The organism is Dyadobacter pollutisoli (assembly GCF_026625565.1).
Taxonomy (GTDB): Bacteria; Bacteroidota; Bacteroidia; order Cytophagales; family Spirosomataceae; genus Dyadobacter; species Dyadobacter pollutisoli.
Window position 1 is genome coordinate 1,099,723 of sequence record NZ_CP112998.1, and the last position, 25,470, is coordinate 1,125,192.

Consider the following 25,470-nt stretch of genomic DNA (forward strand, 5'->3'; position numbering starts at 1 on the left):
CTGGCTAGCACGCGTGGTTGACTGATGGCCAGATGCAGGCTTTATTAATAGTTCGTTAATTAGCAGTAGTTTTTAAGGTATTAGGGATTTACTTTCTGAAAATCATCACAAGACATGATCACCATTTTCACTAACAAGACCGAACATTTTATGAAAAAAGGAATTGGGTTACTAAGTATTATTTTTTTGTTAAGCCTGATGGCATTCAATTCGGCGAGCGCTCAGGACGGCTGGATTTCTATTTACAATGGAAAGAACTTTGACGGCTGGAAAATTGGGGCCAATGCAAGCTCGTTTACCATTGTCGATGGAAATATTCAGGTAGCAGGCCCCCGCGCGCATTTGTTTTATGATGGTCCGGTCAAAAATCATATGTTCAAAAATTTTGAGTTCAAAGCCACGGTGATGACCAAGCCTGGCGCAAATTCCGGAATCTTTATTCATACAGCCTATCAGGAAGATGGCTGGCCTTCGCAAGGTTACGAGGTGCAGGTTAACCAATCGCATACTGACTACAAAAGAACGGGAAGTTTATATAATGTGGTAGATGTAAAGGAAACTTACGCCAAAGACAACGAATGGTATACAGAATACATCAAAGTAGAAGGCAAGCACATTACCATTAAAATCAATGATAAAGTGGTGGTGGACTATGAGGAAGCAGATGTTGACAAAAGGGAGGGGGACATGAAAAACAAATTCTTAAAGTCCGGTACATTTGCTCTGCAGGCCCATGATCCTAAGAGCGTTGTACTATACAAAGACATTATGGTCAGACCCTTAACGGAGTAATCGTTTTTTGCCAATATCATTTCCATTTTTGATTTATGGAAAACACTTTACATTTCGAAGCCATATTGGAGCGCCTTCCTGGAAAGGGAGGCGTATTTTATATCATGGTACCTGACCAGACCGCTCAGCACTTTGTGCAGGGGCGAAGACCAGCGCGCATACGTTGCAGATTGGATGACACCGTTGAATTTCAATGCGCTATCCGGCCCAAGGGTGATGGAAGGTTTTACATTAACGTCGGCGCGCCACTTCGTCAGCAAGGGAAATTTGTCTTAGGGCAGACACTCTCGGTCCAGGCCTGGAAGGACGACAGTGAATTTGGGAGGGATATGCCCGAAGAACTAACTGAGCTGCTCGAAATAGATCCGCAGGGGAAGCATCTTTTCTACGCCAGTCTGCCTAGTATGCAAAGAGCGATTATCCATTATATATCCGGAGCGAAATCCGTTCAGATCAGGATAGACAGGGCCATTATGATGATCGACCGGTTGAAGGTCAAAGGCCTACTTGTCGTTGCTACTTACATTACGGTACTGGCTGGGGGATATGCCTTCTGATTTTCTGAACTGCCTGCCGAAATAGTTTAGATCTGAAAAGCCGAGCTGGTAACAGATATCTGAAATGCTGGCTTTGCTCTCTGAGAGCAAATGCTTCGCTTTTTTAATCTTTTCCTTTAAAATAAAATCCAGGGGGCTCAAACTGAATTCTCTTTTGAAAGCCCGGTAAAAGGAAGTGCGGCTCATGCATGCCTTCTCACTAAGCTCATCGACCTGGATCTTTTCGCTGATATTGGCCCGGATGTAGCTGATCACAAAGGCGAGCGGGCTGTCATCATGAAAATATGCACCATCTTCTACTGCTGCCAGGTTCTGGGTTTGAATGATGTGCACGATTAGTTCCTGTAAGGTCAGATCCGCCAGAATGTCCTTTCCCAGCGCGGAGCCCGAACAAATATGGATCAGTTTGTTTAAGGTCTGGGCCAGTTCCAGATTATTGAGAAAATGATACTGGTTGTGTTGCAGGTTCCAGAACTGATGTTTTCCTTCCCTTGGATAGGCCTCATTGAGCCGGTCTACAATTTGCTGAATTTTATTTTGATCTAATGCCAGCGCGATGCATTGCGTGGGATTGTCACGGTTAGCATCCGGGAAATCAATTTTCATCGTGACATTGGCCGGTACCAGCACAGTCTCTCCGGGCAGGTAGTCAAAGCCCGGCTGGTCAAAGAGATGCATGACCTTTTTACCCCGCAACATACTGGTGATCACAAAATCTGAAAACGTGAGCGGGACCAGTAGTGAGGGCTGGAGCGTTTCAAACAAATTTAACTCGCAGTTTTCCAGTGTAAACGCGCGGCGGTTTTCGACCAGCGTTTTCAGGGACTTTTCACCCGATAACGCCACCTGATTTAATTTATAACCTGCTGCCATAGCTACCCAATATCAAGATGAAAACCGCAATTTTAACCAATGCTTTTGCAAGTTAATGCCTCTGAGATAAATATAATTATGTTTTGATAAAATGAGATATTTATCCTATAATCTGGAACGATCGTACCAATGATTAACGTGGTATCAGGCTAGGTTTGTATTCATTAATCATTAAAATTAACCTTTAACTTATGGATACGATCACCGAAAACCCAACAATTGAAAGCAAACCTAAGGTCAATGAAAATCTGGCAAAGCGCCCTGATTTTAAAGAAAAGTATGGAAATTTTATAGATGGAAAATTCGTAGAACCCGTTAAAGGGCAGTACTTTGAAAACGTCTCACCAATGGACGGCCAGGTTTTTACCCGCGCGGCCCGGTCCACCAAAGAAGATATTGAAAATGCATTGGACGCAGCCCACAGGGCATTTCCAGCTTGGAGTAAATCAGCTGCAACATACCGGAGCAATCTACTTTTAAAAATTGCCCAGGTCATTGAAGACAATCTGGAATACCTGGCCATTGTGGAAACGATTGACAATGGTAAGGCGATCAGGGAGACCCGGGCTGCTGACCTGCCGCTTTGCGTGGACCATTTCCGCTACTTTGCCGGCGTAATACGTGCTGAGGAGGGTAGTGTTTCCGAGCATGATGAAAACACAGTGTGCATCAATCTGCATGAACCGCTGGGTGTTGTCGCCCAGATCATTCCATGGAATTTCCCATTGCTAATGGCTACCTGGAAAATCGCTCCGGCTTTGGCCGCAGGTTGCTGCGTGGTAGTGAAACCCGCTGAGCAGACGCCTACATCCATTATGGTACTAATGGAGCTGATCGGTGAGATTCTGCCGGCTGGTGTGCTCAACATCGTTTCAGGCTTTGGGGTAGAAGCAGGCAAGCCACTGGCTTCCTCACCAAGAGTTGCCAAAGTGGCGTTTACCGGTGAAACCACCACGGGAAGGCTTATTATGCAATATGCGTCAGACAACCTGGTACCAGTCACTATGGAGTTGGGTGGAAAATCACCAAACATATTCTTTCCGTCGGTGGCAGACGAGGACGACGCCTTCTTTGACAAAGCCATTGAAGGAGCGGTTTTGTTCGCGCTCAACCAGGGTGAAGTTTGCACTTGTCCGTCGCGTATTTTGGTTCATGAGAGTATTTATGACAAGTTTATCAGTAGGGTCATTGAGCGTACCAATGCCATCAAAATGGGTCATCCGCTGGATAGTACCACCATGATGGGAGCTCAGGCCTCCAATGATCAATACGAGAAAATCCTTTCCTATCTTAAAATCGGTAAAGAAGAAGGAGCAGAAGTGCTCGCTGGTGGGGACGCGCAGACATTCGAGAATGGCATTTCGGGTGGCTACTACATTAAACCCACTATATTTAAAGGACATAACAAAATGAGGATCTTCCAGGAGGAAATCTTCGGTCCGGTGGTTTGCGTCACGACATTCAAAACCACTGAGGAGGCCATTGCCATTGCCAATGATACCCTCTACGGACTAGGCGCGGGCGTGTGGACGCGTGATGCACACGAGATTTATCAGGTGCCTCGCGCTATTCAGGCGGGTAGGGTGTGGGTCAATAACTACCACGCCTATCCGGCACATGCGCCATTTGGGGGTTATAAAAAATCCGGTTTCGGTCGTGAAAACCACAAAATGATGCTCGGTTATTATCGCCAGACCAAAAACATGCTGATTTCTTATGACAAGAATAAGTTGGGCTTTTTCTGATCAGCTATGACGAGCAGGGTATTGATAACGCCAGAGGCTGAAAAGGTAGTAGCGAAACTACAAAAAGAGAATGGTGAGCTGATGTTCCATCAGAGTGGCGGTTGTTGTGATGGCTCGCAGCCCATGTGTTTTCCCAAAGGAGAGTTCCGGACATCGGATAGTGATGTGCTGTTGGGGGAAATCGCTGGCTGCGGGTTTTACATGAGTCGCGACCAGTTTGAATACTGGAAACATACCCAGCTTACAATCGATGTCACACCTGGACGCGGGTCAAGTTTTTCGCTGGAAATTCCACTGGGGATCCGTTTTATCACCAAGTCCAGACTTTATACAGATCAGGAGGCCAGTGAGCTTTCGCCGGTAGAATGACGCATTGACTTTTCGGGGTGGGGAGCATGAAGGGCCAAATATTTGCCCACATGTTTTCCGTCCCACTTTTCATTCCAGTCGATTTTTGTTATATTTGTTCAAATCAAGCGGTTTGCTGACTGGGAAAATTAAAGTCAGCGCATTTTTAACGCGTCTGTTAATCAGAGGATTGGCGGACTTTATAAGCTGAATTTTGAATTTTAATGAATTTGAACTCCACGAAGACGTATTAAGCGCCGTGGATTCCATGAATTACCAGCAGGCAACACCTATCCAGGAGCAAGCAATCCCCTACATTCTGAGTGGCAAAGACCTTTTGGCCTGTGCCCAGACCGGTACCGGCAAAACCGCCGCATACCTGATCCCCATTCTTGATAAGGTAGCCCACGAAACCAATGTCCATACCGGCGCATTGATCCTTGTTCCTACGCGTGAACTAGCCGTTCAGATCGACCAGCAAATTCAGGGGCTGGGCTATTTTGTCGGAGCTACCAGCATTGCTGTGTACGGAGGAAATAAAGGGCCGGAGTGGGATCAGCAGAAAAAAGCCCTGACCCAAGGAGCGGACATTATCATTGCTACGCCCGGACGCCTGATCGCTCATTTGCAGCTGGGATATGTCAATTTTAGTGATCTGAAACATTTGGTGCTCGATGAAGCTGACCGGATGCTGGATATGGGCTTTTTGGGTGATATCCTTAAAATAATGAGCTTTCTGCCCACCAAGCGTCAGACGTTGATGTTTTCAGCAACAATGCCCTCTAAAATAGGAGAGCTGGCTAAGCGGATCCTTCAAAATCCGGAAGAAATCAGGCTGGCCGTTTCAAGACCTGTTGACCGCATCGACCAGCAGTTCTATATGGCCAAAGACGAACAAAAATTGCCATTGCTGCTCCATTTACTGAGCCAGGAACAAAGTACAACAAGTATGGTCTTGTTTACTTCACGGAAGTCGACAGTAGAGCCCATTGTACGTTCGCTGCGCAAATTAGGAATGGGCGCTCACGGAATTTCTTCGGATTCCGAGCAGGCGGATCGTGAAATTGTGCTGAGGGATTTTAAAAATAGAAAATTTCCTGTGCTCGTCGCGACAGATGTGCTTTCACGCGGTATAGATATTGACAATTTGAGCCACGTAGTCAATTATGACGTTCCGCGCGATCCTGAGGATTATGTGCACCGCATTGGCCGTACGGCCAGGGCAGAGTCGAAGGGCACAGCGATCACTTTTATCAATGAACAAGATCAAAAATACGTTCTGAAAATAGAACGGCTTTTTGAAAAAGAAGTAGAGAAAAGGTCCATTACCCAGGAACTGGGACTTGGTGAGCCGCCGGTATTTGAACCCAAAAAGTTCCGCTCCTCAGGACCCAGAAAAGGCCCGGGAAACCGGCCTGCCGGCAAACCTTCTGGAAAACAGAAGAGACGTAAACCTAAAAAAGAACAAAAGAATCCTACTCAGGCATAGCCTGAATTCAGAGTTTGTCAGACGTGAGCAGCCAGGGAATAAGAGGTGATTATGATTATATCAATGTTTTATTTAATGAAATCAATGATATGAATGTAGTGTGCCGATTTTGCTTTTCATTTGCCTTGCATTTAAATCGTCATGAATGAACTTAAATTGATCACTATTGGACCGTTTAATAGATTGGATAAGGAATTATAAGTTTAGCGTATCTGATCCTCCCATTATCACTATGGAAGGCGTTTTTTCGCTGTTGCTGCTTTTGCTTTTGAGTATCGCAGCTGTCACTTTTCATCTGATCCGCATTCTTTTTAATTCCCCTGTTGATTTTTCGCTGGACTGGAATTTATTTCTGAGTTGGATACCCCTGATTATCGCGTTTCTGGCTGATACATTGACCAAGCGCTTCGACAGCAATGTCATCATCATCACCTTGCTTAGTGTAACCTGGATTGCTTTTCTGCCCAATGCGCCTTATATGATCACCGATCTGGCGCATTTAACGGTTGATTATCAGCGAGATCTGACCTGGCATGACATCATTATGCTTTTTTCCTATGCGGAAGTAAGCCTTTTCAATGGATTGGTCTCACTTTACTGGATACACCGCTCATGGAGGCGTGTTTTTGAAAAAAGAACAGCTAATATCCTGCTGTTGATCAGTCTGCCCCTGGCGGGATTTGGCGTATATTTGGGCAGGGTCAGAAGGATGAACAGTTGGGATATCATTCACGAGCCGGAAGCGATCATTAAAAACCTCTTTGAAAGCATTTTGGACCGTACAGCGTGGGTATTCAGTATGGAGATCGGAATGCTGCTAGGGATCCTGTATCTGGTACTGTGGGCGATCATCAGGTTTCGTATCAGACACAGCAGAAAGAGTTAAACTACCCTCAAAAACAGCTTTTTTGCTTAGCGCATTATTTATAATTGTATGCAAATATCTGACAACGTAAAGGATTCCTATTCCTCGCAATATGATGAAAGTTCAGTAGCCTGGCGCAACACCGGGGCCAAATATAAGGCGCTTAACATCGTAGAATTAACCAAAAATATTAGTTTCAAAAATGTACTGGAAGTCGGGGCAGGAGAGGGGAGTATACTGAGCTGGCTATCACAATGGGATTTTTGCCCGGACATGAACTGCGTGGAAATCTCAGAGAGCGGCATCGGACTGATCAAATCCAAAAACATCAAGAGTCTCAATGACATTCTATTGTTTGACGGGTACAAAATACCTTATCCTGACGATCATTTCGATTTGGTGATCTGCTCACACGTGATGGAGCACGTCGAGCACGAGAGATTGCTTTTAAGGGAGATCAAAAGAGTATCCAAAAACCAGATTTTTGAAGTGCCCATTGATTTCTCATTTTATGTAGACAAGAAACTGAAACATTTCTTGTCCTACGGGCACATAAACATTTATACGCCGTCATTGTTTCGGTTTTTATTGCGGTCAGAGAATTTAGAGGTCAAAAAAGACATTTGTCATTTGTATCACGAAGAAGTGATCAGGCCATTGTTTAAGAACAATCCCAAAGGTTTATTTGTGACCAAATTGAAATTCGCCATTCTACGGTTTTTTCCATATTTACTGGGAATCAAGCCGAGTTCCTACGCCGTACTTACGTCCAAAACTGAAAAGGACCTGTCTATTTTTTAAGTGCTCTCAGATCCATATTTCCCACTTTCGATCATTTACCAGGACGAGGAGCTGGTGGCTATCAATAAGCCGCACGGGCTGCTAGTCCACCGCTCATCGATTGCAGCAGATACAGATATCTTCGCGGTGCAGCTGCTGCGCGATCAGCTGGGTCAGAAAGTGTACCCGGTCCATCGTCTGGACAGAAAAACAGCAGGCGTACTTTTGTTTGCATTAAATGATGAAATGAACAGCTTAATGCAGCAAAAGTTTCAGGAAGGAGAAATCAATAAGACCTATCACGCCATTGTCCGGGGTTTTACGCCAGATAGTGGTGAAATTGACTATCCCTTAAAACGGGAGGACGGAACCATTCAGCAGGCTTTTACCTCCTACAAAACCCTGCAAAGAACAGAAGTGCCCTTTGCAATCGGCAAGCACCTGACCTCGCGTTACTCCCTTGTGGAGCTGACGCCCACAACCGGCCGGATGCATCAACTCCGCAAGCACATGGCTCACATTTTCCATCCCATCATCGGCGACCGCCCTCACGGCTGCAACAAGCAGAATAAATACTTCAAGGATAATCTGGATATGACCAGCATGATGCTACATGCAGTGAGCGTAGAATTTGTTCATCCAAGAAATCACAATCAATTAAAATTACAGTGTTCTTATCAACCGGACTTTCAAAATGTCCTGGGCGAATTGCAATTTGATGTTCAGGATAGGTTGGATTTCAGGCTCTGAAATTGAACCGATTTTTTTATACAATTATTTACTTATCAGGCCACTATGTTTAAATTGAGCCTATTTCCTCTAAATAAAACACCCAGCAGATTTCAATGTGCTGGATGTTTTGTTTATAAATCTCTATTACTTATTATCACTGAATCCTTCAACACCTCTGTGACTAGACTCTTCATACAACCTTTCAGTAGGTAAGTTACGGAAGTAATCGTATGTGATTTTAAATCTTCCGGACGTGAAACTTTTGGCTCCCGGCCCAGGATTTCCTTGGCTTTCGTGATGTCTGGCTGGAGTTGATTCGTACCATCCAGCTCTAAGGCCTGACAATGCACGTAGTACACGTCCGTCACTGACAAGCCTCTCGATCGCAGGTGTTCAATATCCCGACAATATTTTCAATTTTCTCAGGCTGGAATCACTTTTTCCCTACCAATACTGTAATAGGTATAGCCCATTTCCTTCATTTGTTCTAGTTCATACAGGTTTCTTCCGTCAAAAATTACTTTATTTTTGAGCAACTTACCCATTTTCTCAAACTCAGGAGTACGGAACTGAGGCCATTCTGTGAAGATCATCAGGGCGTCAGCATCATCCAAAGCTGCGTAAGGCGTATGGCAGAAAGTAACTTTATCTCCTAATATACCCTTTACATTGTTCATTGCTTCGGGATCGTATACCGTCACTTTTGCACCTGCTTCGAGCAAGAAATTGATATTTTCAAGGGCGGGAGCTTCACGGATATCATCCGTATAAGGTTTGAATGCAAGACCCCACACAGCGATCGTTTTTCCTTTCAGGCTACCTTCGAAGTAAGTTTCAACCATCGGAAGAAGTTTTTTCTTCTGATCATCATTGACATCCATTACTGATTGGAGAATGCGGAAATCATAGTTGTAGTCTTTGGAGGTTTTAGCCAAAGCCTGTACGTCTTTTGGGAAACAGCTTCCACCGTATCCGATACCTGCAAAAAGGAACCTTTTACCAATGCGACTGTCCGTTCCGATACCACGACGGATATCGTCCACATTGGCACCTACTTTTTCGCAAAGGTTGGCAATTTCGTTCATGAAAGTGATTTTCATCGCCAGGAAAGAGTTCGCTGCATATTTGGTCATTTCTGCCGAACGCTCATCCATAAATATGACAGGGTTACCCTGTCTCACTAATGGAGCATACAATTTCTCCATTACCTTCTTAGCTTTTTCAGAAGAGGTCCCCACCACAACGCGGTCAGGCTTCATGAAATCTTCGACGGCGACACCTTCCCTCAAAAATTCAGGGTTAGAAACCACGTCAAAATCCACTTTTGCATTTTTCACGATCGCTGCGTGTACTTTTTCAGCAGTGCCTACCGGTACAGTACTCTTATCGATAATCACTGCGTATTGATCCAATATGTATCCAAGATCATCGGCTACTTTAAGGATGTACTTCAAATCCGCTGATCCGTCTTCACCGGGAGGTGTTGGCAATGCAAGGAAAATTACTTTGGCGTCTTTAATGCCTTCTGCGAGATTCGTAGTAAATACCAGACGACCTTCCGCCACGTTACGGTCAAAAAGCACATCAAGCCCGGGTTCGTAGATAGGTACCTCACCCTTTTGAAGACGTTCTATTTTTCTGACATCAATGTCAACACAAGTAACCTGATTGCCGGTTTCGGCAAAGCAAGTACCAGTCACTAATCCAACATAACCTGTTCCTACAACTGCGATTTTCATAAAATGTGATGATTATTATATAGCTGTTACGGTATTTATTTATGATTAAAAAATTGAACTTTACCAAGTCTATGGTACTGAGGCCTTTGCAAAAGTAATTTTTTTAAACGGATGTTCACTGCTACCATCCGGATTTGTTCGTTTGCGGTTAATGAATTTGTCTATTTCTCAGAATGATTGAATAGCACAAATATAATCATCAACCATTATGAACATAACAAAATCAGATTTAACTCAGAGCCAGCGGGAGGAAACCTGCCATCTGATCAAAGAAACGGTGAGAGATTTTGCAGCACACCATATTAAACCAATATCAATGGTGGGGCAAAAAACAGCACTTTCCCAAGGAAGTCTTTCACAAGCTTGGTGATCTTGGGTTGATGGGAAAGCTTGTACAGCAACGTTTTGGAGGCTTGGGGCCTGGTTATAAAGAGTATGCTATGGCCATTATTGAACTATAAAAAATAGACCCGTCAGTTGGACTTTCCATGGCTGTGCATAATTAGTAACTTACAGGTCACATATGCATATTCAGCAGAGTCCTTGACTTCTATGACGTTTTTGACTTTGACGTTCGGCAAGTCCGCACTATTTGCAATACAATAAATTGTCTGATCAACTAAAAGGTGCAAACTAAATTACGCGATAGCCTTCCTTCGAGATGGCGATTGAGAGTAAATTGGTGTCAATTCCATTAAGTTAAGCCATGTAATAACCTGTTTCACCAAAAAGGCTACCGAGCTGACCCCATGGAATGCTTGGATGCGGCGATCAAAAATTTCTCCCAGAACAGATTGGAACATAGCTTTTTAATTTTCCAAAATGTGCAATTAACGATAGAGCTATTGATAATGACTCGGATGTATTTACTCAAAAGTAGGAAGTACATTTAGCTTTGGGAGCTATGGGACAAGATATCCTTCATAGAACACAAAGGATTTGTTAAGATGGATTGAACACATAGAAACCCCTATTTGCTGATAATCAAATGCGACAACTCAGGATCATTAAGCATCCTTTCCATTTCCGAAAATATGATCCCTTCAATATCCTCTTTGATTTGCAGGTAATTAGCATCAATAACGGAGGCATTGATCTGTCGTACCACGGGTAGCGGCTGGTAGCGGGCCTCCTGTTTGCGGATGGCGTCATGGTTATTGATAAGCTGGCAATGAAAGGTCTTCAAAAGCATGGTTTGATCTGGATTATCCGAGGTCATCCCCACAAATTCACCTGCGCTCAACGAGGCTATCTTGGAGGGTGGGATGGCAAGGTCCAGTTGTTTAGATTGGCTAATGGAGGTGTCCGTCCTGTTGATGGATAGACTGGTCCGGTCCTGGTTGATCCGGCCAAAGCGCTCTGAGAGCTGCTTGGCAGTCTCCCCGGTGACCTGCCCGCAAATGATGTTACCGGTAATGTTCATGACCACGTCGGCGAGCTCCCTGCCATAATCCTTCCTAAGTTGGCTCAGGTCCTGAATTCCGATCGTGGTAGCCACTTTGTTTTGACGCGCCGTCGCAATCAAGGCATCGATGTGGTTGAGATAAACAGTTGGGAATTCGTCAAAGACCAGGCTGGATTTTTGCTTGCCCTTCTGATTGACCGATTTGATGATGCGGCTAATGTACAGCGAAATCACTGCACCGAAGGTTTGAAGCTTTTGAGGATTATTTCCCATGCAAACAATCTTGGGCTGGCTATGACTGTTGATGTCCAGAGAAAAGTCGTTTCCCGAAAGTATATAGTAAAGCGCTGGCGAGGAAAGACGCGCCATAGAGATCTGAGCCGAGGCAATTTGCCCTTCCAGCTGCTGATTGGCCTGGTGCAGGAAAGCGGATATGAAAGGATTAATGAGCACGTGAATCTCTTTTTGGGTCCTGAGCACTGAAAAAAGCTTGGCGTGGGGCGTTTGCATGAGCTCTACGACATGTGGCAAAGTGCAGAAGACGCCGTCTTGGTAGCAGCGCAGAAACCAGATGATAGCCGTCAGGAAATTAATGGGGGACTCGACAAAAAAGTCTCCCTGCCTCCGGATCCACTCCCGGTTGAGCCCCATCAGGATGGTTCTGGCTGATTCTGCCGCATCGGAGATATCGATCAAGGAGGCAGGTTCCAGCGGATTACAGCGGTGAGAGCGCGAGAGGTCATCGAAATTGATATAGTAAAAATGCTTGGCCATACCCGGGCCGGATTTATATTCAAGCCAGGTGTTGTAGGCGATCCTGGTCAGATCATCGAACTTAAAATCATAGAGGAACATGGTAAATCCCTTTTGGATATGCTGGGTGATGATGTGACGAATGACGTAATAGGTCTTTCCTGACCCGGGAGATCCAACGACCAGAATGCCCCGGAAAGGGTTGATGAAGTTGATCCAGCTCGCCCGTGTTCTGCCACGGTGATGGTAGCGGGCTTTCAAATTGACCGAGTAGGGGTTTGCCAGCAGCTGCTCCTGCTGGGGAAAGCTCTCATTGTCGGCATTGAATATGTCGACATTGATGCGCTGGCGAATCACCCGTGAAAGATGCGAGCCCCCATACAGGATGGCCAGGTAACCTGAGGTGCAGCAGAGCATATAGCTGCCAGCGGCTGTGGCTGCCGGTAGCGGAAGGTGCAGCAACCCGCTGGCCAAAGTAAATACCACTAGCCCCGCCAGCATCCAGCCAAGGGGCATTGCAAGGCTGAGCGCCTGTTTTTTCTTTCCTTTGGCCCCAAGCAGCGAGATCACAAGAAAGAGCAGCGCAGCCAGCTTTGTCTTGGAAAATGAGCTGAAAAGCCCCGTTTTTTCTACCTGTTTTAGAATTTTGTCCATGATTGGCCAGCTGAGCTGCCAATGCTCGAAGACCCGGTAACAATAGTAGTAAAAGTGCAGGGCAAGTGCCAGTATGCTAATCAGACGGCTCATGTCCATGATCCGCCGCAAGGCTTGCTCGTTCTCACCGGTGCTTGAGGCCATGGTATTCTAGTATTAAAGTTGAATAGTGATTTCTTTTCTTTTTTTCTTGGACCGTTTTTTTAGCTGCCAGGGCAGATAATCACCGTCTGCGACGGGCGCAAGGAGCTCCAATCTAAGACTTGCCTGATCTGTATCTGCCACGGCCCGCTCATCACCGGTGCGTTTGTGGCCGCTTGCATCTATGGGCAGGCGGCCGCTTTGATCCCAGACCGAAGCCTGGGGGGAGAGTGTATCCTTCGGGCTGGGTACGTGCCGGAAGTCAGCGAATTTTCCCAGCAGCTTAGCGGGCGCATATTTTTCACCCAGCCCGCTGGCAGTGAATACGCAGCGCGTTTTGAAATCAACAAAGAAAAGCTCAGAGACTGCTCCTTTTTGGCTCACAGCGAAAACGGTTTTGATACCTTCCCGGGCCAGCTGTTCTTGCAGCTCAGAAACGCTGCTAGCGGAGCTTAGTAGCGCCAGGTCAATCATTGAGCTCACGCGCGGCTGATGAGCTGTCCGCTGGGCTTTTCCGCTGATAAAACGGCCGTTCAGGTAGGGAAGGGTGTGTTTTGCTGAGAAAGAGCGGGCTTTAATGGGTGCTCCCACTTTTCGACCATCTTCGCTCAGGGCGCGGTACACCAAGCCCTGACGGTTTAAGATCTTGGCGTTGCTCCTGGCCGGGTCGGCGCAAACATTGTAATGACGCAACACAGCATTGAGCTCGATCAGAGAGCCGTAGTGAAAACTGGGAAGTACCATCGCAAGCACACCTGCTATGGTAGGGGATGTTGGCGTTTTTCCATAGCGCAGTTTTTGAGAGCCTGCCAGCGGAGAAAGAACGGTGCTATGGCCGCTGGCAACAGTGAGATCATAACGCTTCTCGATCTGTCTGCTTGCCTTTTGAGATAGGCCCATACCCATCCGGTAGGTATTGATCCAGCTGCCATCTGGCCTGATGTTGACTCCCACCACGTGCAGGTGCGGATGGGCGACATCCAGATGCTGATAGACCAGATAGGGTTGGTGGCCAAACCCGATCAGGGTCATGTACATGCGGGCAATATCTTGCAGTTTTGCTTTGGAAAGCTTATCAGAGGGATGAAAGTTCAGGCTGATGTGAACCGAGTTCTTGGCCAGATTTTCATTGAGTGCTGCGCGTCTGCGCAAGACGGCAAGGCGCGCTTTGGAAGAAAGCTCATCTGGCTCGCAGGGATAGTTTTCGGCCAAAATGCAGCTGGCCTGGCCTTTTTTGACCTTCTGTTCGTTGTAATAAAACGATTTGGACAAAGAGCGGTTCGTGCCGATTACTGCAACCATTGCTTGGCTGTTTTTTTGATGTATTCATTGATCGAATGTATCTGGGTGGCAAGATCCCTCTTCTCAGTCTCAAAACGTAGCAGCCAACTGCCCAGCTGCTGAGCGTTTTGGAAGCCGCCAAGCTGATCTACTGCGCTTTCAAAGGTTCTGGACACATGCGCAAGCTCTCCCCTTAAAGCTGAAAGCTCAACAATGAGCTCTTCCATGGTGGCGTTTCGGTAATTGACTGTGACGGGCCCTGCCGATAAGAGTTTTCGGATATACTGGCTCAAACTGCGGCAGGTGGTCTGCTTACAGTTTTCCCGAAGCAAATCGTATTGGTCAACATCGATCCTAAAACAGATGTATTTCGATTGCGACTGCTTGCTTGGTTTTTTTGTTTTCATTTTAAAGCTTGCTTTGAGATGTTTACTGGTTCAGGCTTCTGGCGGGCCTCTTGGCCAGAAGCCGGATCAGAGTTGATGGCCCTCTTGATGGGCAATCAGTTTGGCGTGCGGCTGCTGGCTGGCTAGCAGGTACTCATTGAGATCCTTAAACCCACTGTAAAGACTGCTCCGGTCCACGTACTGGTCGCCCAGCGCCAGGGCGCGAGTAGTCAGAAGTCTTCCCGACTGGTCCTGGTCCAGGTACAGCTGGATGCTTTGATGGGTTTCTAAAAATGGCTGAGACCTCTTAAAAAATGCGACCGAGTTGAGAACGACCAAATTTTCAGGCGGCCTGGTTTTGCTGCCATATAAACTCTGGTAAGAAAGCATATCGAAAAAGCCTTCAAAAACGCTGACTGTGGTTGCTCCCCGGTTGATGCTGGTAATATCCTTGGGTGAACTGCTGATTTTGCTGTATGGATTCCGAAGCTCAAATCCGCCTGAATCATTTCGAAAACCGATCGCGTAGTAGTTTTTGCCAGCCAGTTGATAGTGAACCTGGTGGCAGAAAGCCCTGGCCGCATCCGCTGCGATCTTTCTTTGCGTCAGATATTCGAGCAGCGCAGGTTTCTGTATCCCTGTGACTTCCAGGATCTGGATTTTGCTTTCTCTTTCCCGCTCAGAAGCAGAAGGCGCTTGGTGCTCTTTCAGGCGACCTACGAGCAGATCGACTTTGAATTGCCGCAGAAAATCAGCCACGCTGCACTGTTGGTGCAGGATCCCGAAATCAATCAGATTGCCCCCGATGCCTTCGCCAAAATCAAACCACCGGTTCAAATTCCGGTTGACTTTAAAGGATGCCGTCCGCTCGGCCCGGAGCGGGCTTAGATACCAATAATTGACCCCGCTGATCTTTTCAGGCTCAATGCCCAGCCGCGAAAGGTAGCTGACCATATCTGTTTCGCGCACCCTTTTGATATAGTCTTGATCACCTGCAAAATCCATAGCATCAGTGACTACGAGTGGTTTGAAATGCAAGAGGCCAACCCTTAGCCGATGGAAAGGCCTTGTTGGCGGTCTTTGTCGGTATTCAGCACGGACTGCTGAGCGTGCATGACTGTTGTTTGGTTTGAGATCTGCTGGCTTTGTTTTTGGGTCACCTGCTGAATCTGCTGACGGACTGCGTTTTGATCATAGACGATGATGGCCTTGAACTGGGGGCTGGCCTCAACGAAGAGCTTGTGCTGTTTTGGGCCGTCAATCAGGGTAACCTGCTGGCGGTTGCCTTTCCGAAGCGAGTCCAGCAGCCTGCTTTTACTATCCGGCTCAGCAAGCTCCCGCAGGGAAAGCTTGGCCAGGGATTTTTCCAGATCGTAACCGTAGCTAGTGTGAAACTGCCGGATCTTAAAGTTGCCATTAAGCTCGGTTTGCTTAAAATCCATTTGTAGCCACGCCCGGTAGCGCTTGCCATCGCCATTGACCAGCTGCTTTTCAACGGCGCGCCCCTGCAAAAGGTTGAAGGCTTCCTTTAGCGTGAAGCTGCCTGGGTGGTTTGTTGAAAAAAGGTGGTTGATTTTTTGGGTTTGATCCTGGTTTTTAAGAGACGCTAAATAGCTGTTAAAAAAATACAGCTCGCTGCTGGCAGATTTTTTAAAGTGCAGCCAGCTGCTGATCTGATCACCACCAAAGCGGGCCTGGTGCTGCAAAGCAAATTCGGGGAGCTGCTTGTGCATGTTTTCTTGGAGCTGCTGATGCAGACTCTCTCCGAAGCCGGCGAATTTGACTTGCTCTTTGAGGTACTCGAAGTTTTTCTGGTTCATGATCGTTATACTTTAAAGGTTAGGTCCGCTCAGAGCGCTTTCATTTTTCTAAAATGGCTCGCTTTGAGCCGGATAGAGATGTTTCTGCTGCCGGTATTTTCATGGATTTGCACGGCCAGATACTTGCGGCGATCAATGGTGAGTTTGGGTAGCGGGATCACGACTGTAAGCTGCCCCCCGGATGCTATGGTGTTTTGCTTGGGAAGCGGCAAGAGTGGTATGATCTGTTTTTGCTGGGCCGCTGTTCTTTTAGGCTGGGCTTTGTCTTGGAGATACAAAGCAACGCTGGCCAGATCATAGCCGATCACCGAATGGTTGGCAAGGCTCAGCCGGAGATAAATCCTGTCGCCAGCTATGTAAAAGCCGTCGATCCGGGCCTTAATGCCCTGGGTAGAGGCTTTCACCCTGAGATTTCGGGGCATGCCTTGGGCTTTGCCCATTTCATGGCGGATCAGCGGCTGCTGGCCGGAAAGCTGCGCAGTTGTAACAGCGCCCGGGGCTGTATCCGAAAGCAGCTCCAAACCGATCGGAACCGGCCCGCTACTGAATTGCACCTGAAAACTATGCAGAGACCCATCAGAGAGGATAACCATCAGACTGGTGGGCGGCATATCAGGAGAGCCAGCCTTTAAGAGCAGCACATTTTCGACCGTTGGCGCTTTTTTGGCCAGCAGCTGACTGCTGCCCCGATCGACGCTTGTGATAGCCTCGGGAAAGCGCACTGAAACAGTCTGATTCAGGCTCACCTGTAAGGCGAGTGTTTTTTGACTGGCAAGAGATGCATCTTGGGCGCTGGCAATGAATCCGGCCAAGGTGGTCAGCGCGAAAAATACAAATTTGGGTATGGCAAGGGTTTTCATGGCAGTGGGGAGTTTAAATCTTTGAGTAGGACCTGATACCCGTCGGGTACCTTGACCTGGACGAGCCTGGTTTTTCTGCTTAAAAAAGTTTTGGCCGTCTGTACCGCAGCGCTGGCAGCCTGCACTCCGGCAGAGGTGCCGGCAATATCCAGGTCATATCCCTGGATGTCCTGGCTGATTTGTTGCTTGGCCACTACCCGCGAAAGGGCTCCTGGAATGTAAATGCCGGAAAGTCCATCCTGGTCATATACACTAAGCTTGACAGGCAGCAGCTGGTTTTGGATATGGATCGAGCTGATTTCAACTTGCAGCCTTTCGCCGGCGAGCGTGACTGTTCCGTATAGCAGCGTATGCTCAGGTAAGGTTACCCCTGCTACCAGCATGGGACTGGTAAGCCGCAGCCGAATGATCGAGCCTGTAATGAGCTGTTGATCCTGACTGACCACGGCTGTGATGCCGGCGGAGACAGCATCGGGCAGAGTCTGATCCAAAGAAAAAAAGCCATTTTCAGCCGAAGATGCGTGCGAAGCCAAACCCGAAAGTGAGTCCGGGCTTTGCACGTCCATCAAAGTGACCGGATCTTTTTGAGCAGCTGCCGTGGCCGTATAGGCCGCTTTGGCCGGTTGGGCTGCCGTACCGGCCTCTTTTTGATGAGGGTCCTGGATTTGCATAATTTTATCCAGCATACTATCGAGCTTATCCAGCTCGGGGTCTGCGGGCTGCTCGGAGGCCTGCGCTTGCAGGTCCTGCATCATCGCATCGAACTGTTCGGTCGTGGGTGCTTCTGGCTTGGGTTCCGGCTCAGGGGCGACAGGGCTAGCCTGGTCGAAGGCCGGACTCTGGGCGGCGGCCAGCGCCCGGTCAAGTGCGGCAAGTCTTTGTTTGACCAGGCGCGTCTCCGGATGGTCCTCATCCAGTAAAGCGGCTTGGAGAGGCTTACCTTTCTTGTTTTTTGCCATCGATCCTTCCAGGCCCATGAGACGTGATCGTAGCGAATCAGCACCTTCTGGCGGGGCGCCCTGCCGGTAAGGGTCTTTTTTGATCTGTTTTAAACGGGCCGCCGAATCCTGCTCGGCTTTATGGTAGAATTCCAGTTTGCTGACCGGATCACCCTCTTGGGGTGAGGCTGCCGGTAGACTGGTCAGCAGCCCGCCTTTGGAGCTGGCCTCAGCCAGATTTGTACCCATGTTTTTGATCACCACCAGCCAGTAGATCACAGTCAGAAAGGGTAAGACAATTACTGGCATCAAAAGGTAAAATCTGCGCTGAGCAGCAGATTCATTGAGCTGATTTTCCATGTTTTTCGTGTTGAGGTGTTAGAGCGCTGATACTGTCTGCTACGATCGCTTTTTGCATGCTGTCTAAATACAGGTCCAGCAATAGCTGCTGGGTCATCCCGGCCGGCACCTGCATCTGTTCAGGGGGTGTGACGCTGGCCGGACTAATCAGAAAGAGGCTATAAGGACTGTTGGCTAGCCCCGCATACATCAGGTAGCTTGCCATGAGCGCCGAGCCGATACCGGCCGCTAGCCAGCACCTTTTCAGGGCGCGATCAGAAAGTTGAGAGCAGCCCTTTTCTAGCGCTTGCGCAATCCTGCGCTGGCTGGCGGTGATTTTCTCAAAGATGAGCTTTGCCAGATTGGCGTTTGCAGCGGGCTGCGCGATGGGGGCGCGCCTTCTGGTGGGTTTGAATCGATAAAACATATGCTAGCGGTTTTGTACATGTATGTCTTTATTTTCCAGGGTTAGCCAGCGCTCGATGAGAAAGCCGTGGGGATTGTTATCACTGCGTAGCACCGGCCGCAGCTGCCCCTGGGTCACCAGGCTACGCAAGACGATGCTTGTGGGGCGGATAATCTTTTGAATGGCCTTGCATTCAAAGCGGTAAGGAGGCTTCTCAGATGAGATCAGGATGCTGTCGATCTGGATTTCCTGAGAGATGTTGCCCGAAATGACACCTGTGTAATAGCCTGACTCTTTAAGGTCTTCATATTGTTTTTTGGCCGAGCCGTCCGCTAAATAGAGTGCTTTGGCCATGCTGGCACTGATGACCTTATCATCGGGTGCCAACGTAAAAAAAAGCCGGTGGAAGCTGGCTACGTGGTCACGGGCCTCGACAGCGATATTCTCGCTGCGCTCGGAGGCGTAGGCTTCCAGCACCTTGCCGCTGGCCAAAAGGTAGACCTTCTGACCAGAGCGTTCAGCAAGTCCTATGCTCAGGTAGATGGCCACAGCGCAGCTGGCTGCGCTGCTGAGAACGACTACCAACGTAAATAGCCTGATGTGGCGAAATGCCCTTTCGATGTCCTTGGTTTTGGTAAACATATCTGTCTAGCGTTGAGCTGTGAGGGATCTTCCAAACACGGGGGAGGCGGGAGCGGCGATTTTGGCTGCCGAGCCGGCCGTACTGGCAAACAGGGCCGTAACTTTATAGAGCAGCGAGTTAGGGCCACCGGCGTGGATGATATAACCAGCTACTGAGGGTACGGAGAAATAACCGACGATGCCAATGATGAGAAAAAGTATGTATGCGACGTCATGGGCATTAAAAAAGGTGTCACCAGCGCCTTCAATCTGACGGATGTCCATGGCGATCATTTTTTCCTGGATCTTGCCGATGATAGCCCCGAAGATATTGGCTACCGGCAGCCAGAGGTAAACATTGATGTAGCGGGCAATCCAGGCCGTCAGCGTATGTTGAAAACCATCAAAAACAGCAATGCCAAATGCCATCGGGCCAATGATGGCCAGCACGATCAGCTGAAAGGTGCGCATCGTGTTGATGCAAAGGGCGGCGGCCTCAAAGATCACGCGGAGAATTTCGCTCAGGGCCGCCTTGATTGAATTGCGAAAGTTGTAGGACTGCTTGGCCATGTAGAACTTGATATCGTTGGCAATGTCGTCGGTAAAACCCTCTGAGTAGCTGTCCCCATACATATATTTGAGCCATTTCTCCTTACTGCCACGGCTATCATCTCCCACATACATTTCCCAGAACTGAGAGCTTTTGATGGCGTCCTGTTTCTGTTTCAAAAGCACCTGGATGGCTTTATTGGAATCAGCCACCATCGAGGAGGTGCCCCGCACGGCAGGGGAGAGCACCGCATTTAAAAGGGCGATCACAGAAGGGAAGATTAGAATGGCAAATCCCAGCACGAACGGGCGCAGCAGCGGGTAAAAGTCAACGGGTTCTGCGGCTGCGATGTGGCGCCATACCCGGTGGCCGATATACCAGATCGCGCCAAAAGCTGCGATCCCGCGTCCGACGCTGATGAGCTTGGAGCACAGCGGCAGCATCTGCGCATAGAGCTCATCGAGCACCTGGTTCAGGCCGCGGATCTGGGCCTCATAACCCTGGGCCAGGGCGGTTCCGGGCAGGGCCAGCACCATCAGCCCAGTTAATAGCGTAATACTTTTTTTCATGGCGTTTGAATTAGGGTTGCAGCCCATAGATTTCTTTCAAGGTGCCCATCGAAGACTTTTCTTCCCTGCGCTGGGCGGCCAAAACGCTGTTGTTGCTGTTAAAATCTCTGAGAAATACTAGCTTTTCACTGAGCTGCTCATAGATCCCATCAATCACAGAGAGCCGCTCGTCGTCTGAGGCGCGCAGCTTTTTATCGGTGAGTACGTCCGTGAGTGCATCCAGGTTTTTTACGCTGTCTGCAAGCAGATCACCGTAAACCTTTTGCAGGTAATCCAGCTCCTGAGCGCTGAATGCGCCCGATGCAGCCAGGCGCGAGAGGCTTTGTCTGGACTCGGAAAGAATGGCTAGCTGGATCTTTACGATATCGGCTATACGACCATAGCGTTTCACAGAAGGACTCACCTGCAAGAGCCCGTCCAAAAACGCTTGATGAAGCTTGAAGTTGCCGCGGGAAATATCTCTGATTTTAGTGTAGCCCTCAAAGAGGATCTCATATCCTTTTTTGAGCTCTTTGAGGATTTTACGCAGCTCATTGAGCTTTTCCAGGTTCAAAATCAGCTGGGTCACCTCAGGGCTCTGCGCCTTCGAGCTGGCAGGCCAAACCAGGCCTAGCAGCAGGATTATTATCATTTTTTTCATTTCTTGATCAGTTAAAGCCGTGAATGATTTGACGGTGGTTCATCTCATCTTCCTGCGCTGCGGCTTGCTTGCACAATAAGCCAACCTGGCGCCGAAGACTTTCTGCAAAAATGTAATTGGATTCAAACTGCTGATGGATCGCCTGGATACGGGTTATCCGCTCATCGTCGGTCATGCGCAACTGCCCGCTTCGGATCACAGAAAGAAACCCGCCTATCAGCACCTGGCAATCCTGATAGAGCCTGTCGAGCGCGGTGCGGACCTGTTTTCTTTGCACATCTGCCAAACCTGTGCATTGGGCCAGCTCGGCTGGCAGCTTTTCACAGATCTGATTGATGCTGCCATGCATGTCAGAGATCTGTTGCAGCCTGTCCAGCGATGTGATTGAGGAATTGACCGTCAACAGCGAATCGAAACGATTTTTGTGCAGTTTGAATTCCCCGTTTTTGAGCTGATGGATCGTGGCAAGGCCTTGCCTTGCGATCCGGTAGCCTTTCTGGGTGAGCTCCAAATAGATTTTCAGCTGGGCAATCTGTTCGAGCAGATACTGTTTCTGGGTCTTATTCTGCCGGAACCATTCCTTGAATCTTTGGCCGTGGCACGCAGTCTGCAAGAGCGCCAGCCAGATGGCCAGTAGCATTGTTTTGTTGATCATAACGATTTATGGAATTCCGTATAGTTCTTTGACGACTTTGGCATCCACCTCATTTTTAGCGCGGGACAGGCTCAAAAGCTTGTTCTCATGGCTGAATGCATTGAGCTCATCCAGGATCTGATCCGTTCTGTCGGCGGCCTGGTCAATGATTTCAAGACGCTTCACATCAGACATTTGAGTGGTAAATGATTTGACCACCAGCTCCAAGAGTTCAACACTGCGGGCAGTTTCTGCAAGCATTCCCTGGTAGACCGTTTGCATATGGCCCCGCTCGATGGCAGTGAAATGGGCGTCGTTGCGAAATAAAGCCCAAGCCGATTGGTAGGCTCTCAGGATTTGGATCTGCTTGTCAGCGATCGCCTTCACACGGAAATAATAGCTGACGACTGCTTTTACCTTTTTGAGCTCCTGATAGTACTGCTCATAGAGATCCCGCTGTTTTTTGACCCAGTCTTCAATTTCATCCAGCTTTAATTTGGCCATCGTGTTCTCAAGGGCCTTCTGGGCGTTTTGAAGACGGATCTGCCGGTTTTGCCTGCGCTGAACCAAAAGGTCAAAAGCCCGCACCACGCGCTTGACAGCCTCTTTGATGATTTGGGCCCAAGGGATGGCGGCCTCAGCTTGCTTGACTGGGGTAGTTGCCGTAAAAATAAAAAACACGATCATAAAGACTTTCCTTCTCATCTCATTGCTGTTTTTATCGTTTGGCTTGCCGCATCTCTTCTGCCAGCAGCCCAACGGCTTGTTGGATGCTGCCAAGCCGGCCAGCGTATTCTGCGACTTTCATCTTTTCACGCTGCTCTGTGGTATAGGTCAAATACTCCTCCGGACTCACCTCGGTGCGATACACCTTGGAAAGCACCCCGCCCAGACTGATGAATACTTCTTTGTATTTTCTAAGAGGATCATTGGCCTTATTGACCGACAATACCAGAGACTTCTCTTTGTCTGTCAGGCCGAGCAATTCCTGTATCTGATCAAACTTGTTTTGGTATTTGCTCTGATCCAGCAGAATTTTGCAATCAGAGTTATTGATAATGGCCTGTTTGACGATAGGGGAGGAGATGATATCTTCTACCTCCTGGGTGACAACGATGGCTTCTCCAAAAAACTTTCTAACCGTTTTAAAGATGTATTGAATGTATTCAGCCATGCCTTCTCGGGCGATAGCCTTCCAAGCCTCTTCAACGAGAATCACTTTTCTGATCCCAGTCAACTTGCGCATCTTGGAGATGAAAACTTCCATGATGATAATGGTAACGATCGGAAAAAGGACTGGATGCTCTTTGATATGATCTAGTTCGAAGACAATAAAGCGCTCCGCTAACAGATCGATGTTCTGACGGGCATTAAGAAGGTAATCAAACTCGCCGCCTCGATAGTAGGGTTTGAGCACATATAGAAAGTTACCCATATCAAAATCCCGCTCTTTGACCTGGTCCTCTTTGAGCACAGCCGTAAAATCAGTAAGCAGAAACTCGTAGAAGCTGTCAAAACAGGGGAAAGTGCCCCGCTGACCGGCCAGTTCATAAAACAACGTCAGCGCATTGGACAGAGCAACATACTCCGAGCGTGTGAAAGTCTCATCATCTTTTTTCCAAAGCGCTACAAGCAGGGTCTTGATACTTTCCTTCTTTTCAATGTCCAGCGCATAACCCTCCTCGATGTAAAAAGGGTTAAAGCGGATCGGATTGTCTGTATCATAAGTGAAGTAGTAACCCGATACCATATCACAGAGGCCTTTGTAGCTGTGGCCCACATCAACAAGCACGATATGGGCGCCCGATTCATAATAGCTGCGAACCATGTGGTTGGTAAAAAAGCTTTTGCCGCTCCCCGATGGCCCCAGAATAAACTTATTTCTGTTCTGGATAATCCCGCGCTCGAAGGGTTCGTCAGAGATATCGACTAGTACAGGTTTACCCGTCAGCCTGTCTCCCAAGCGGATTCCAAAGTCACCCTCCGAGGAACGGTAAGGAGCCTCTAAGTTCAAAAAGCAAGCCGCCTGTTCTGCGAAAGTATCAAAGGTATCATTCATGGGAAAGTCCCCGGCGTTTCCCGGAATACCGGCCCAAAAAATCTGAGGGGCTCCTACCGATTCGATTTTGGCGGAAGTATCCAGTTGGGCAAGGGCGGAAGATACCCGGCTTTTGAGCTCCTTGACACCGGAATGCTCCTCAGTCCACGCCAGTACATTGAAATGGGCCTTGACCGGCAGGCGCTGCTCGCGAATGGCTTCATTTAAAAACTCGTTAGTAGCCTCCAAGGCCAGGTTGTTTTCTCTGGCGTAAAGCGATAGGGATTGCAGTCTGAGTCGTTTACTTTCAAGCCTTTTGAGCGTCTTCTCCGTGTCGGTTGTAAAAATATACTGGTTGTAGATATGGTTACAGTGCAAGAGCTCTCCCAACAGGCTGGCAAAACCAATGCTAAACTTGGTGCGCTCTGTCGAGTAGCGCTCATAGGTGGCAGAAGCGCTGCATTGTGAGGGTAGATCGGATGCATCCGCCAGCGTGTAAAGGCTGCAATTCCGGTCTCCGATCTGTATCCCGTTCTGAAAGCTGACATCGCGTAGGATACGCTGCTGATCATCTGTGAGAAGGAAACCATATTTCTCGATCAGTCCCGCTTTCTTGGCCTGGCTGAAAAGCGCTTGGTTGTCAAGCTGATCCAGACGAGCAAAACCACTGTCTTCCAATATTCTTTTAAACTGGCCAGCGCTGTCTAAGAAGTCATCGAGTGACTGCTGCTCGAGCGTCTGGCTTGGTGCGATCGAAGGCCTGATCAGATTGGAAAGCAGCGAAGAGGAAAGCCTGCGCTCATCGGGCATACGGGTCAGCATTAAAAAACATTGGTGATCCAAATAAGGCCTTCCTTTAAAGAATGCATCGCTTGCCGTGCTCAGAAAGCTTTTGGATGCGGCACTTTCTGCGCGAAAGGGTTTGATTACAAACCAATCTTGTTTTTGCAAAACCGTGCGCGGCTGCAAAACCTTGATTGCCTTCACCCAAGTCTGGTGAAAGGCATCGTACTGGGCCTCGGAAAGCGTAAAGATTTCGGGAAGCTGCACCTGAAAGGCAATGGTGACATCCCCTGCCTTGGAAAGGATCAGATCATGCTCTATATCCAGTATCGGAAGTATCTCGCTGAGTAGCTTCTGCATTAGATGCTTTTTTTAGGATTCATAAACTTTGCCCTCGAGGTAGCTTTGACTACATTGGGTATTGAACGCCTGGCCAGGGCTTTGGTCAGGCCGTGCTCACCGTAAGCGGCACTCAGATGGTACACCAGCGCCGTCGACAGACCGGCCAGAACGACGGTGATCAGAAGGCTCACGTAAGTGTTGATCCCTATCACATACATGAGCGCATAAAGGATCATCAAAGCAAAGATGGCCGCTGCCATATACAAGATGTACTGACCTTTCAGGCCCCGAAAGACAATACTTGCATTGATGCCCTTGTTGATGGGGTAGATGATTCGCTGCATAGGTCAGGCTGGACAGTTGTGACGTGCTGGTGTATACGTGAGCGGA

General features: G+C 48.2%; 27 protein-coding genes. 10 read left to right on the top strand and 17 right to left on the bottom strand.

Going from position 1 to position 25,470, the window contains the following annotated elements; genetic code table 11:
* Positions 1-150 precede the first annotated feature (150 nt).
* Both ON006_RS04570 and ON006_RS04575 read left to right on the top strand, forming a co-directional pair.
* Complete coding sequence (locus ON006_RS04570) at positions 151-792, top strand: 3-keto-disaccharide hydrolase (protein ID WP_244825032.1); 642 nt, start codon at positions 151-153, stop codon at positions 790-792.
* A gap of 35 nt (positions 793-827) precedes the next feature.
* Positions 828-1,349 carry a YdeI/OmpD-associated family protein gene (locus tag ON006_RS04575; protein ID WP_244825034.1) on the top strand — a complete coding sequence of 174 codons (522 nt, stop codon included), beginning with the start codon at positions 828-830 and terminating at the stop codon, positions 1,347-1,349.
* On the opposite strand, the gene ON006_RS04580 is transcribed toward ON006_RS04575, so the two are convergent.
* The gene (locus tag ON006_RS04580; RefSeq protein WP_244825036.1) at positions 1,296-2,222 is read right to left on the bottom strand and encodes an AraC family transcriptional regulator; all 927 of its coding nucleotides are present in this window, start codon (positions 2,220-2,222) and stop codon (positions 1,296-1,298) included. The two genes, ON006_RS04575 and ON006_RS04580, sit on opposite strands and share 54 nt — an antisense overlap.
* A gap of 191 nt (positions 2,223-2,413) precedes the next feature.
* On the opposite strand from ON006_RS04580, the gene ON006_RS04585 reads away from it, so the two are divergent.
* The 6 genes from ON006_RS04585 to ON006_RS04610 all read left to right on the top strand — a co-directional run bounded on the left by ON006_RS04585 (position 2,414) and on the right by ON006_RS04610 (position 8,199).
* Positions 2,414-3,967, top strand: a complete 1,554-nt coding sequence (locus ON006_RS04585; protein WP_244825037.1) for an aldehyde dehydrogenase family protein — start codon at positions 2,414-2,416, stop codon at positions 3,965-3,967.
* 6 nt (positions 3,968-3,973) lie between these two features.
* Positions 3,974-4,336: a DUF779 domain-containing protein gene (locus ON006_RS04590; RefSeq protein WP_244825038.1), complete on the top strand. Its 363-nt coding sequence runs from the start codon at positions 3,974-3,976 to the stop codon at positions 4,334-4,336.
* A gap of 193 nt (positions 4,337-4,529) precedes the next feature.
* Positions 4,530-5,804: a DEAD/DEAH box helicase gene (locus ON006_RS04595; protein ID WP_310590228.1), complete on the top strand. Its 1,275-nt coding sequence runs from the start codon at positions 4,530-4,532 to the stop codon at positions 5,802-5,804.
* 166 nt (positions 5,805-5,970) lie between these two features.
* Positions 5,971-6,690 carry a DUF1361 domain-containing protein gene (locus ON006_RS04600; RefSeq protein WP_244825040.1) on the top strand — a complete coding sequence of 240 codons (720 nt, stop codon included), beginning with the start codon at positions 5,971-5,973 and terminating at the stop codon, positions 6,688-6,690.
* Positions 6,691-6,738: 48 nt separating this feature from the next.
* Positions 6,739-7,470, top strand: coding sequence for a class I SAM-dependent methyltransferase (locus ON006_RS04605; protein WP_244825046.1), 732 nt, complete (start codon positions 6,739-6,741; stop codon positions 7,468-7,470).
* A complete protein-coding gene (locus ON006_RS04610; protein WP_244825048.1) occupies positions 7,471-8,199 on the top strand; it encodes a pseudouridine synthase in 729 nt (242 codons plus the stop codon). It abuts the gene before it with no gap.
* A gap of 404 nt (positions 8,200-8,603) precedes the next feature.
* Here ON006_RS04610 and ON006_RS04620 read toward each other — a convergent pair whose 3' ends face one another.
* Positions 8,604-9,920, bottom strand: a complete 1,317-nt coding sequence (locus ON006_RS04620) for a UDP-glucose dehydrogenase family protein (protein ID WP_267609958.1) — start codon at positions 9,918-9,920, stop codon at positions 8,604-8,606.
* A 208-nt stretch (positions 9,921-10,128) separates the two neighbouring features.
* Here ON006_RS04620 and ON006_RS04625 point away from each other — a divergent pair, with 208 nt between their 5' ends.
* Positions 10,129-10,290: a hypothetical protein gene (locus tag ON006_RS04625; protein WP_244819643.1), complete on the top strand. Its 162-nt coding sequence runs from the start codon at positions 10,129-10,131 to the stop codon at positions 10,288-10,290.
* A complete protein-coding gene (locus tag ON006_RS32240; protein ID WP_374760206.1) occupies positions 10,220-10,381 on the top strand; it encodes an acyl-CoA dehydrogenase family protein in 162 nt (53 codons plus the stop codon). The genes ON006_RS04625 and ON006_RS32240 overlap by 71 nt, the downstream gene beginning before the upstream one ends.
* 509 nt (positions 10,382-10,890) lie before the next feature.
* On the opposite strand, the gene mobC is transcribed toward ON006_RS32240, so the two are convergent.
* The 15 genes from mobC to ON006_RS04700 form a co-directional block, all read right to left on the bottom strand.
* The gene (gene mobC / locus ON006_RS04630) at positions 10,891-12,876 is read right to left on the bottom strand and encodes a conjugal transfer protein MobC (protein ID WP_244819642.1); all 1,986 of its coding nucleotides are present in this window, start codon (positions 12,874-12,876) and stop codon (positions 10,891-10,893) included.
* A gap of 12 nt (positions 12,877-12,888) precedes the next feature.
* On the bottom strand, positions 12,889-14,175 hold the full coding sequence (locus ON006_RS04635) for a relaxase/mobilization nuclease domain-containing protein (protein ID WP_244819641.1): 1,287 nt from the start codon (positions 14,173-14,175) through the stop codon (positions 12,889-12,891).
* Positions 14,163-14,561 carry a plasmid mobilization protein gene (locus ON006_RS04640; protein WP_244819640.1) on the bottom strand — a complete coding sequence of 133 codons (399 nt, stop codon included), beginning with the start codon at positions 14,559-14,561 and terminating at the stop codon, positions 14,163-14,165. The genes ON006_RS04635 and ON006_RS04640 overlap by 13 nt, the downstream gene beginning before the upstream one ends.
* 66 nt (positions 14,562-14,627) lie before the next feature.
* On the bottom strand, positions 14,628-15,545 hold the full coding sequence (locus tag ON006_RS04645) for a DUF8464 domain-containing protein (protein ID WP_244819639.1): 918 nt from the start codon (positions 15,543-15,545) through the stop codon (positions 14,628-14,630).
* Between the two features lie 44 nt (positions 15,546-15,589).
* On the bottom strand, positions 15,590-16,360 hold the full coding sequence (locus tag ON006_RS04650) for a hypothetical protein (protein WP_244819638.1): 771 nt from the start codon (positions 16,358-16,360) through the stop codon (positions 15,590-15,592).
* A 29-nt stretch (positions 16,361-16,389) separates the two neighbouring features.
* On the bottom strand, positions 16,390-17,220 hold the full coding sequence (locus tag ON006_RS04655) for a DUF4138 domain-containing protein (protein ID WP_244819637.1): 831 nt from the start codon (positions 17,218-17,220) through the stop codon (positions 16,390-16,392).
* On the bottom strand, positions 17,217-18,518 hold the full coding sequence (traM, locus tag ON006_RS04660) for a conjugative transposon protein TraM (protein ID WP_244819636.1): 1,302 nt from the start codon (positions 18,516-18,518) through the stop codon (positions 17,217-17,219). Before traM ends, ON006_RS04655 begins: the two co-directional genes overlap by 4 nt.
* Positions 18,499-18,924 (bottom strand): hypothetical protein, encoded by a 426-nt coding sequence (locus ON006_RS04665; protein ID WP_244819635.1) that lies wholly within the window; start codon positions 18,922-18,924, stop codon positions 18,499-18,501. Before ON006_RS04665 ends, traM begins: the two co-directional genes overlap by 20 nt.
* A gap of 3 nt (positions 18,925-18,927) precedes the next feature.
* Complete coding sequence (traK, locus tag ON006_RS04670; protein ID WP_244819634.1) at positions 18,928-19,545, bottom strand: conjugative transposon protein TraK; 618 nt, start codon at positions 19,543-19,545, stop codon at positions 18,928-18,930.
* A 6-nt stretch (positions 19,546-19,551) separates the two neighbouring features.
* Positions 19,552-20,643, bottom strand: a complete 1,092-nt coding sequence (gene traJ, locus ON006_RS04675) for a conjugative transposon protein TraJ (protein WP_244819633.1) — start codon at positions 20,641-20,643, stop codon at positions 19,552-19,554.
* A gap of 10 nt (positions 20,644-20,653) precedes the next feature.
* Positions 20,654-21,283, bottom strand: coding sequence for a TerB family tellurite resistance protein (locus tag ON006_RS04680; protein ID WP_244819632.1), 630 nt, complete (start codon positions 21,281-21,283; stop codon positions 20,654-20,656).
* Positions 21,284-21,290: 7 nt separating this feature from the next.
* Positions 21,291-21,938, bottom strand: coding sequence for a hypothetical protein (locus ON006_RS04685; protein WP_244819631.1), 648 nt, complete (start codon positions 21,936-21,938; stop codon positions 21,291-21,293).
* Between the two features lie 6 nt (positions 21,939-21,944).
* Positions 21,945-22,622, bottom strand: a complete 678-nt coding sequence (locus ON006_RS04690; RefSeq protein ID WP_244819630.1) for a conjugal transfer protein TraI — start codon at positions 22,620-22,622, stop codon at positions 21,945-21,947.
* 13 nt (positions 22,623-22,635) lie between these two features.
* Positions 22,636-25,098 (bottom strand): TraG family conjugative transposon ATPase, encoded by a 2,463-nt coding sequence (locus ON006_RS04695; RefSeq protein ID WP_244819629.1) that lies wholly within the window; start codon positions 25,096-25,098, stop codon positions 22,636-22,638.
* A complete protein-coding gene (locus tag ON006_RS04700; protein WP_244819628.1) occupies positions 25,098-25,424 on the bottom strand; it encodes a DUF4133 domain-containing protein in 327 nt (108 codons plus the stop codon). The genes ON006_RS04695 and ON006_RS04700 overlap by 1 nt, the downstream gene beginning before the upstream one ends.
* Between the last annotated feature and the right edge of the window lie 46 nt (positions 25,425-25,470).

Coding starts and splice junctions, on each gene's coding strand:
- ON006_RS04620 (WP_267609958.1), bottom strand. CDS start 9,920: ATGAAAATCGCAGTTGTAGGAACAGGTTATGTTGGATTAGTGACTGGT.
- ON006_RS04665 (WP_244819635.1), bottom strand. CDS start 18,924: ATGTTTTATCGATTCAAACCCACCAGAAGGCGCGCCCCCATCGCGCAG.
- traJ (WP_244819633.1), bottom strand. CDS start 20,643: ATGAAAAAAAGTATTACGCTATTAACTGGGCTGATGGTGCTGGCCCTG.
- ON006_RS04580 (WP_244825036.1), bottom strand. CDS start 2,222: ATGGCAGCAGGTTATAAATTAAATCAGGTGGCGTTATCGGGTGAAAAG.
- mobC (WP_244819642.1), bottom strand. CDS start 12,876: ATGGCCTCAAGCACCGGTGAGAACGAGCAAGCCTTGCGGCGGATCATG.
- ON006_RS04690 (WP_244819630.1), bottom strand. CDS start 22,622: ATGAGAAGGAAAGTCTTTATGATCGTGTTTTTTATTTTTACGGCAACT.
- traM (WP_244819636.1), bottom strand. CDS start 18,518: ATGGAAAATCAGCTCAATGAATCTGCTGCTCAGCGCAGATTTTACCTT.
- ON006_RS04575 (WP_244825034.1), top strand. CDS start 828: ATGGAAAACACTTTACATTTCGAAGCCATATTGGAGCGCCTTCCTGGA.
- ON006_RS04585 (WP_244825037.1), top strand. CDS start 2,414: ATGGATACGATCACCGAAAACCCAACAATTGAAAGCAAACCTAAGGTC.
- ON006_RS04680 (WP_244819632.1), bottom strand. CDS start 21,283: ATGAAAAAAATGATAATAATCCTGCTGCTAGGCCTGGTTTGGCCTGCC.
- ON006_RS04685 (WP_244819631.1), bottom strand. CDS start 21,938: ATGATCAACAAAACAATGCTACTGGCCATCTGGCTGGCGCTCTTGCAG.
- ON006_RS04645 (WP_244819639.1), bottom strand. CDS start 15,545: ATGGATTTTGCAGGTGATCAAGACTATATCAAAAGGGTGCGCGAAACA.
- ON006_RS04655 (WP_244819637.1), bottom strand. CDS start 17,220: ATGAAAACCCTTGCCATACCCAAATTTGTATTTTTCGCGCTGACCACC.
- ON006_RS04635 (WP_244819641.1), bottom strand. CDS start 14,175: ATGGTTGCAGTAATCGGCACGAACCGCTCTTTGTCCAAATCGTTTTAT.
- ON006_RS04605 (WP_244825046.1), top strand. CDS start 6,739: ATGCAAATATCTGACAACGTAAAGGATTCCTATTCCTCGCAATATGAT.
- ON006_RS04700 (WP_244819628.1), bottom strand. CDS start 25,424: ATGCAGCGAATCATCTACCCCATCAACAAGGGCATCAATGCAAGTATT.
- ON006_RS04625 (WP_244819643.1), top strand. CDS start 10,129: ATGAACATAACAAAATCAGATTTAACTCAGAGCCAGCGGGAGGAAACC.
- ON006_RS04695 (WP_244819629.1), bottom strand. CDS start 25,098: ATGCAGAAGCTACTCAGCGAGATACTTCCGATACTGGATATAGAGCAT.
- ON006_RS04650 (WP_244819638.1), bottom strand. CDS start 16,360: ATGAACCAGAAAAACTTCGAGTACCTCAAAGAGCAAGTCAAATTCGCC.
- ON006_RS04590 (WP_244825038.1), top strand. CDS start 3,974: ATGACGAGCAGGGTATTGATAACGCCAGAGGCTGAAAAGGTAGTAGCG.
- ON006_RS04570 (WP_244825032.1), top strand. CDS start 151: ATGAAAAAAGGAATTGGGTTACTAAGTATTATTTTTTTGTTAAGCCTG.
- traK (WP_244819634.1), bottom strand. CDS start 19,545: ATGTTTACCAAAACCAAGGACATCGAAAGGGCATTTCGCCACATCAGG.
- ON006_RS04640 (WP_244819640.1), bottom strand. CDS start 14,561: ATGAAAACAAAAAAACCAAGCAAGCAGTCGCAATCGAAATACATCTGT.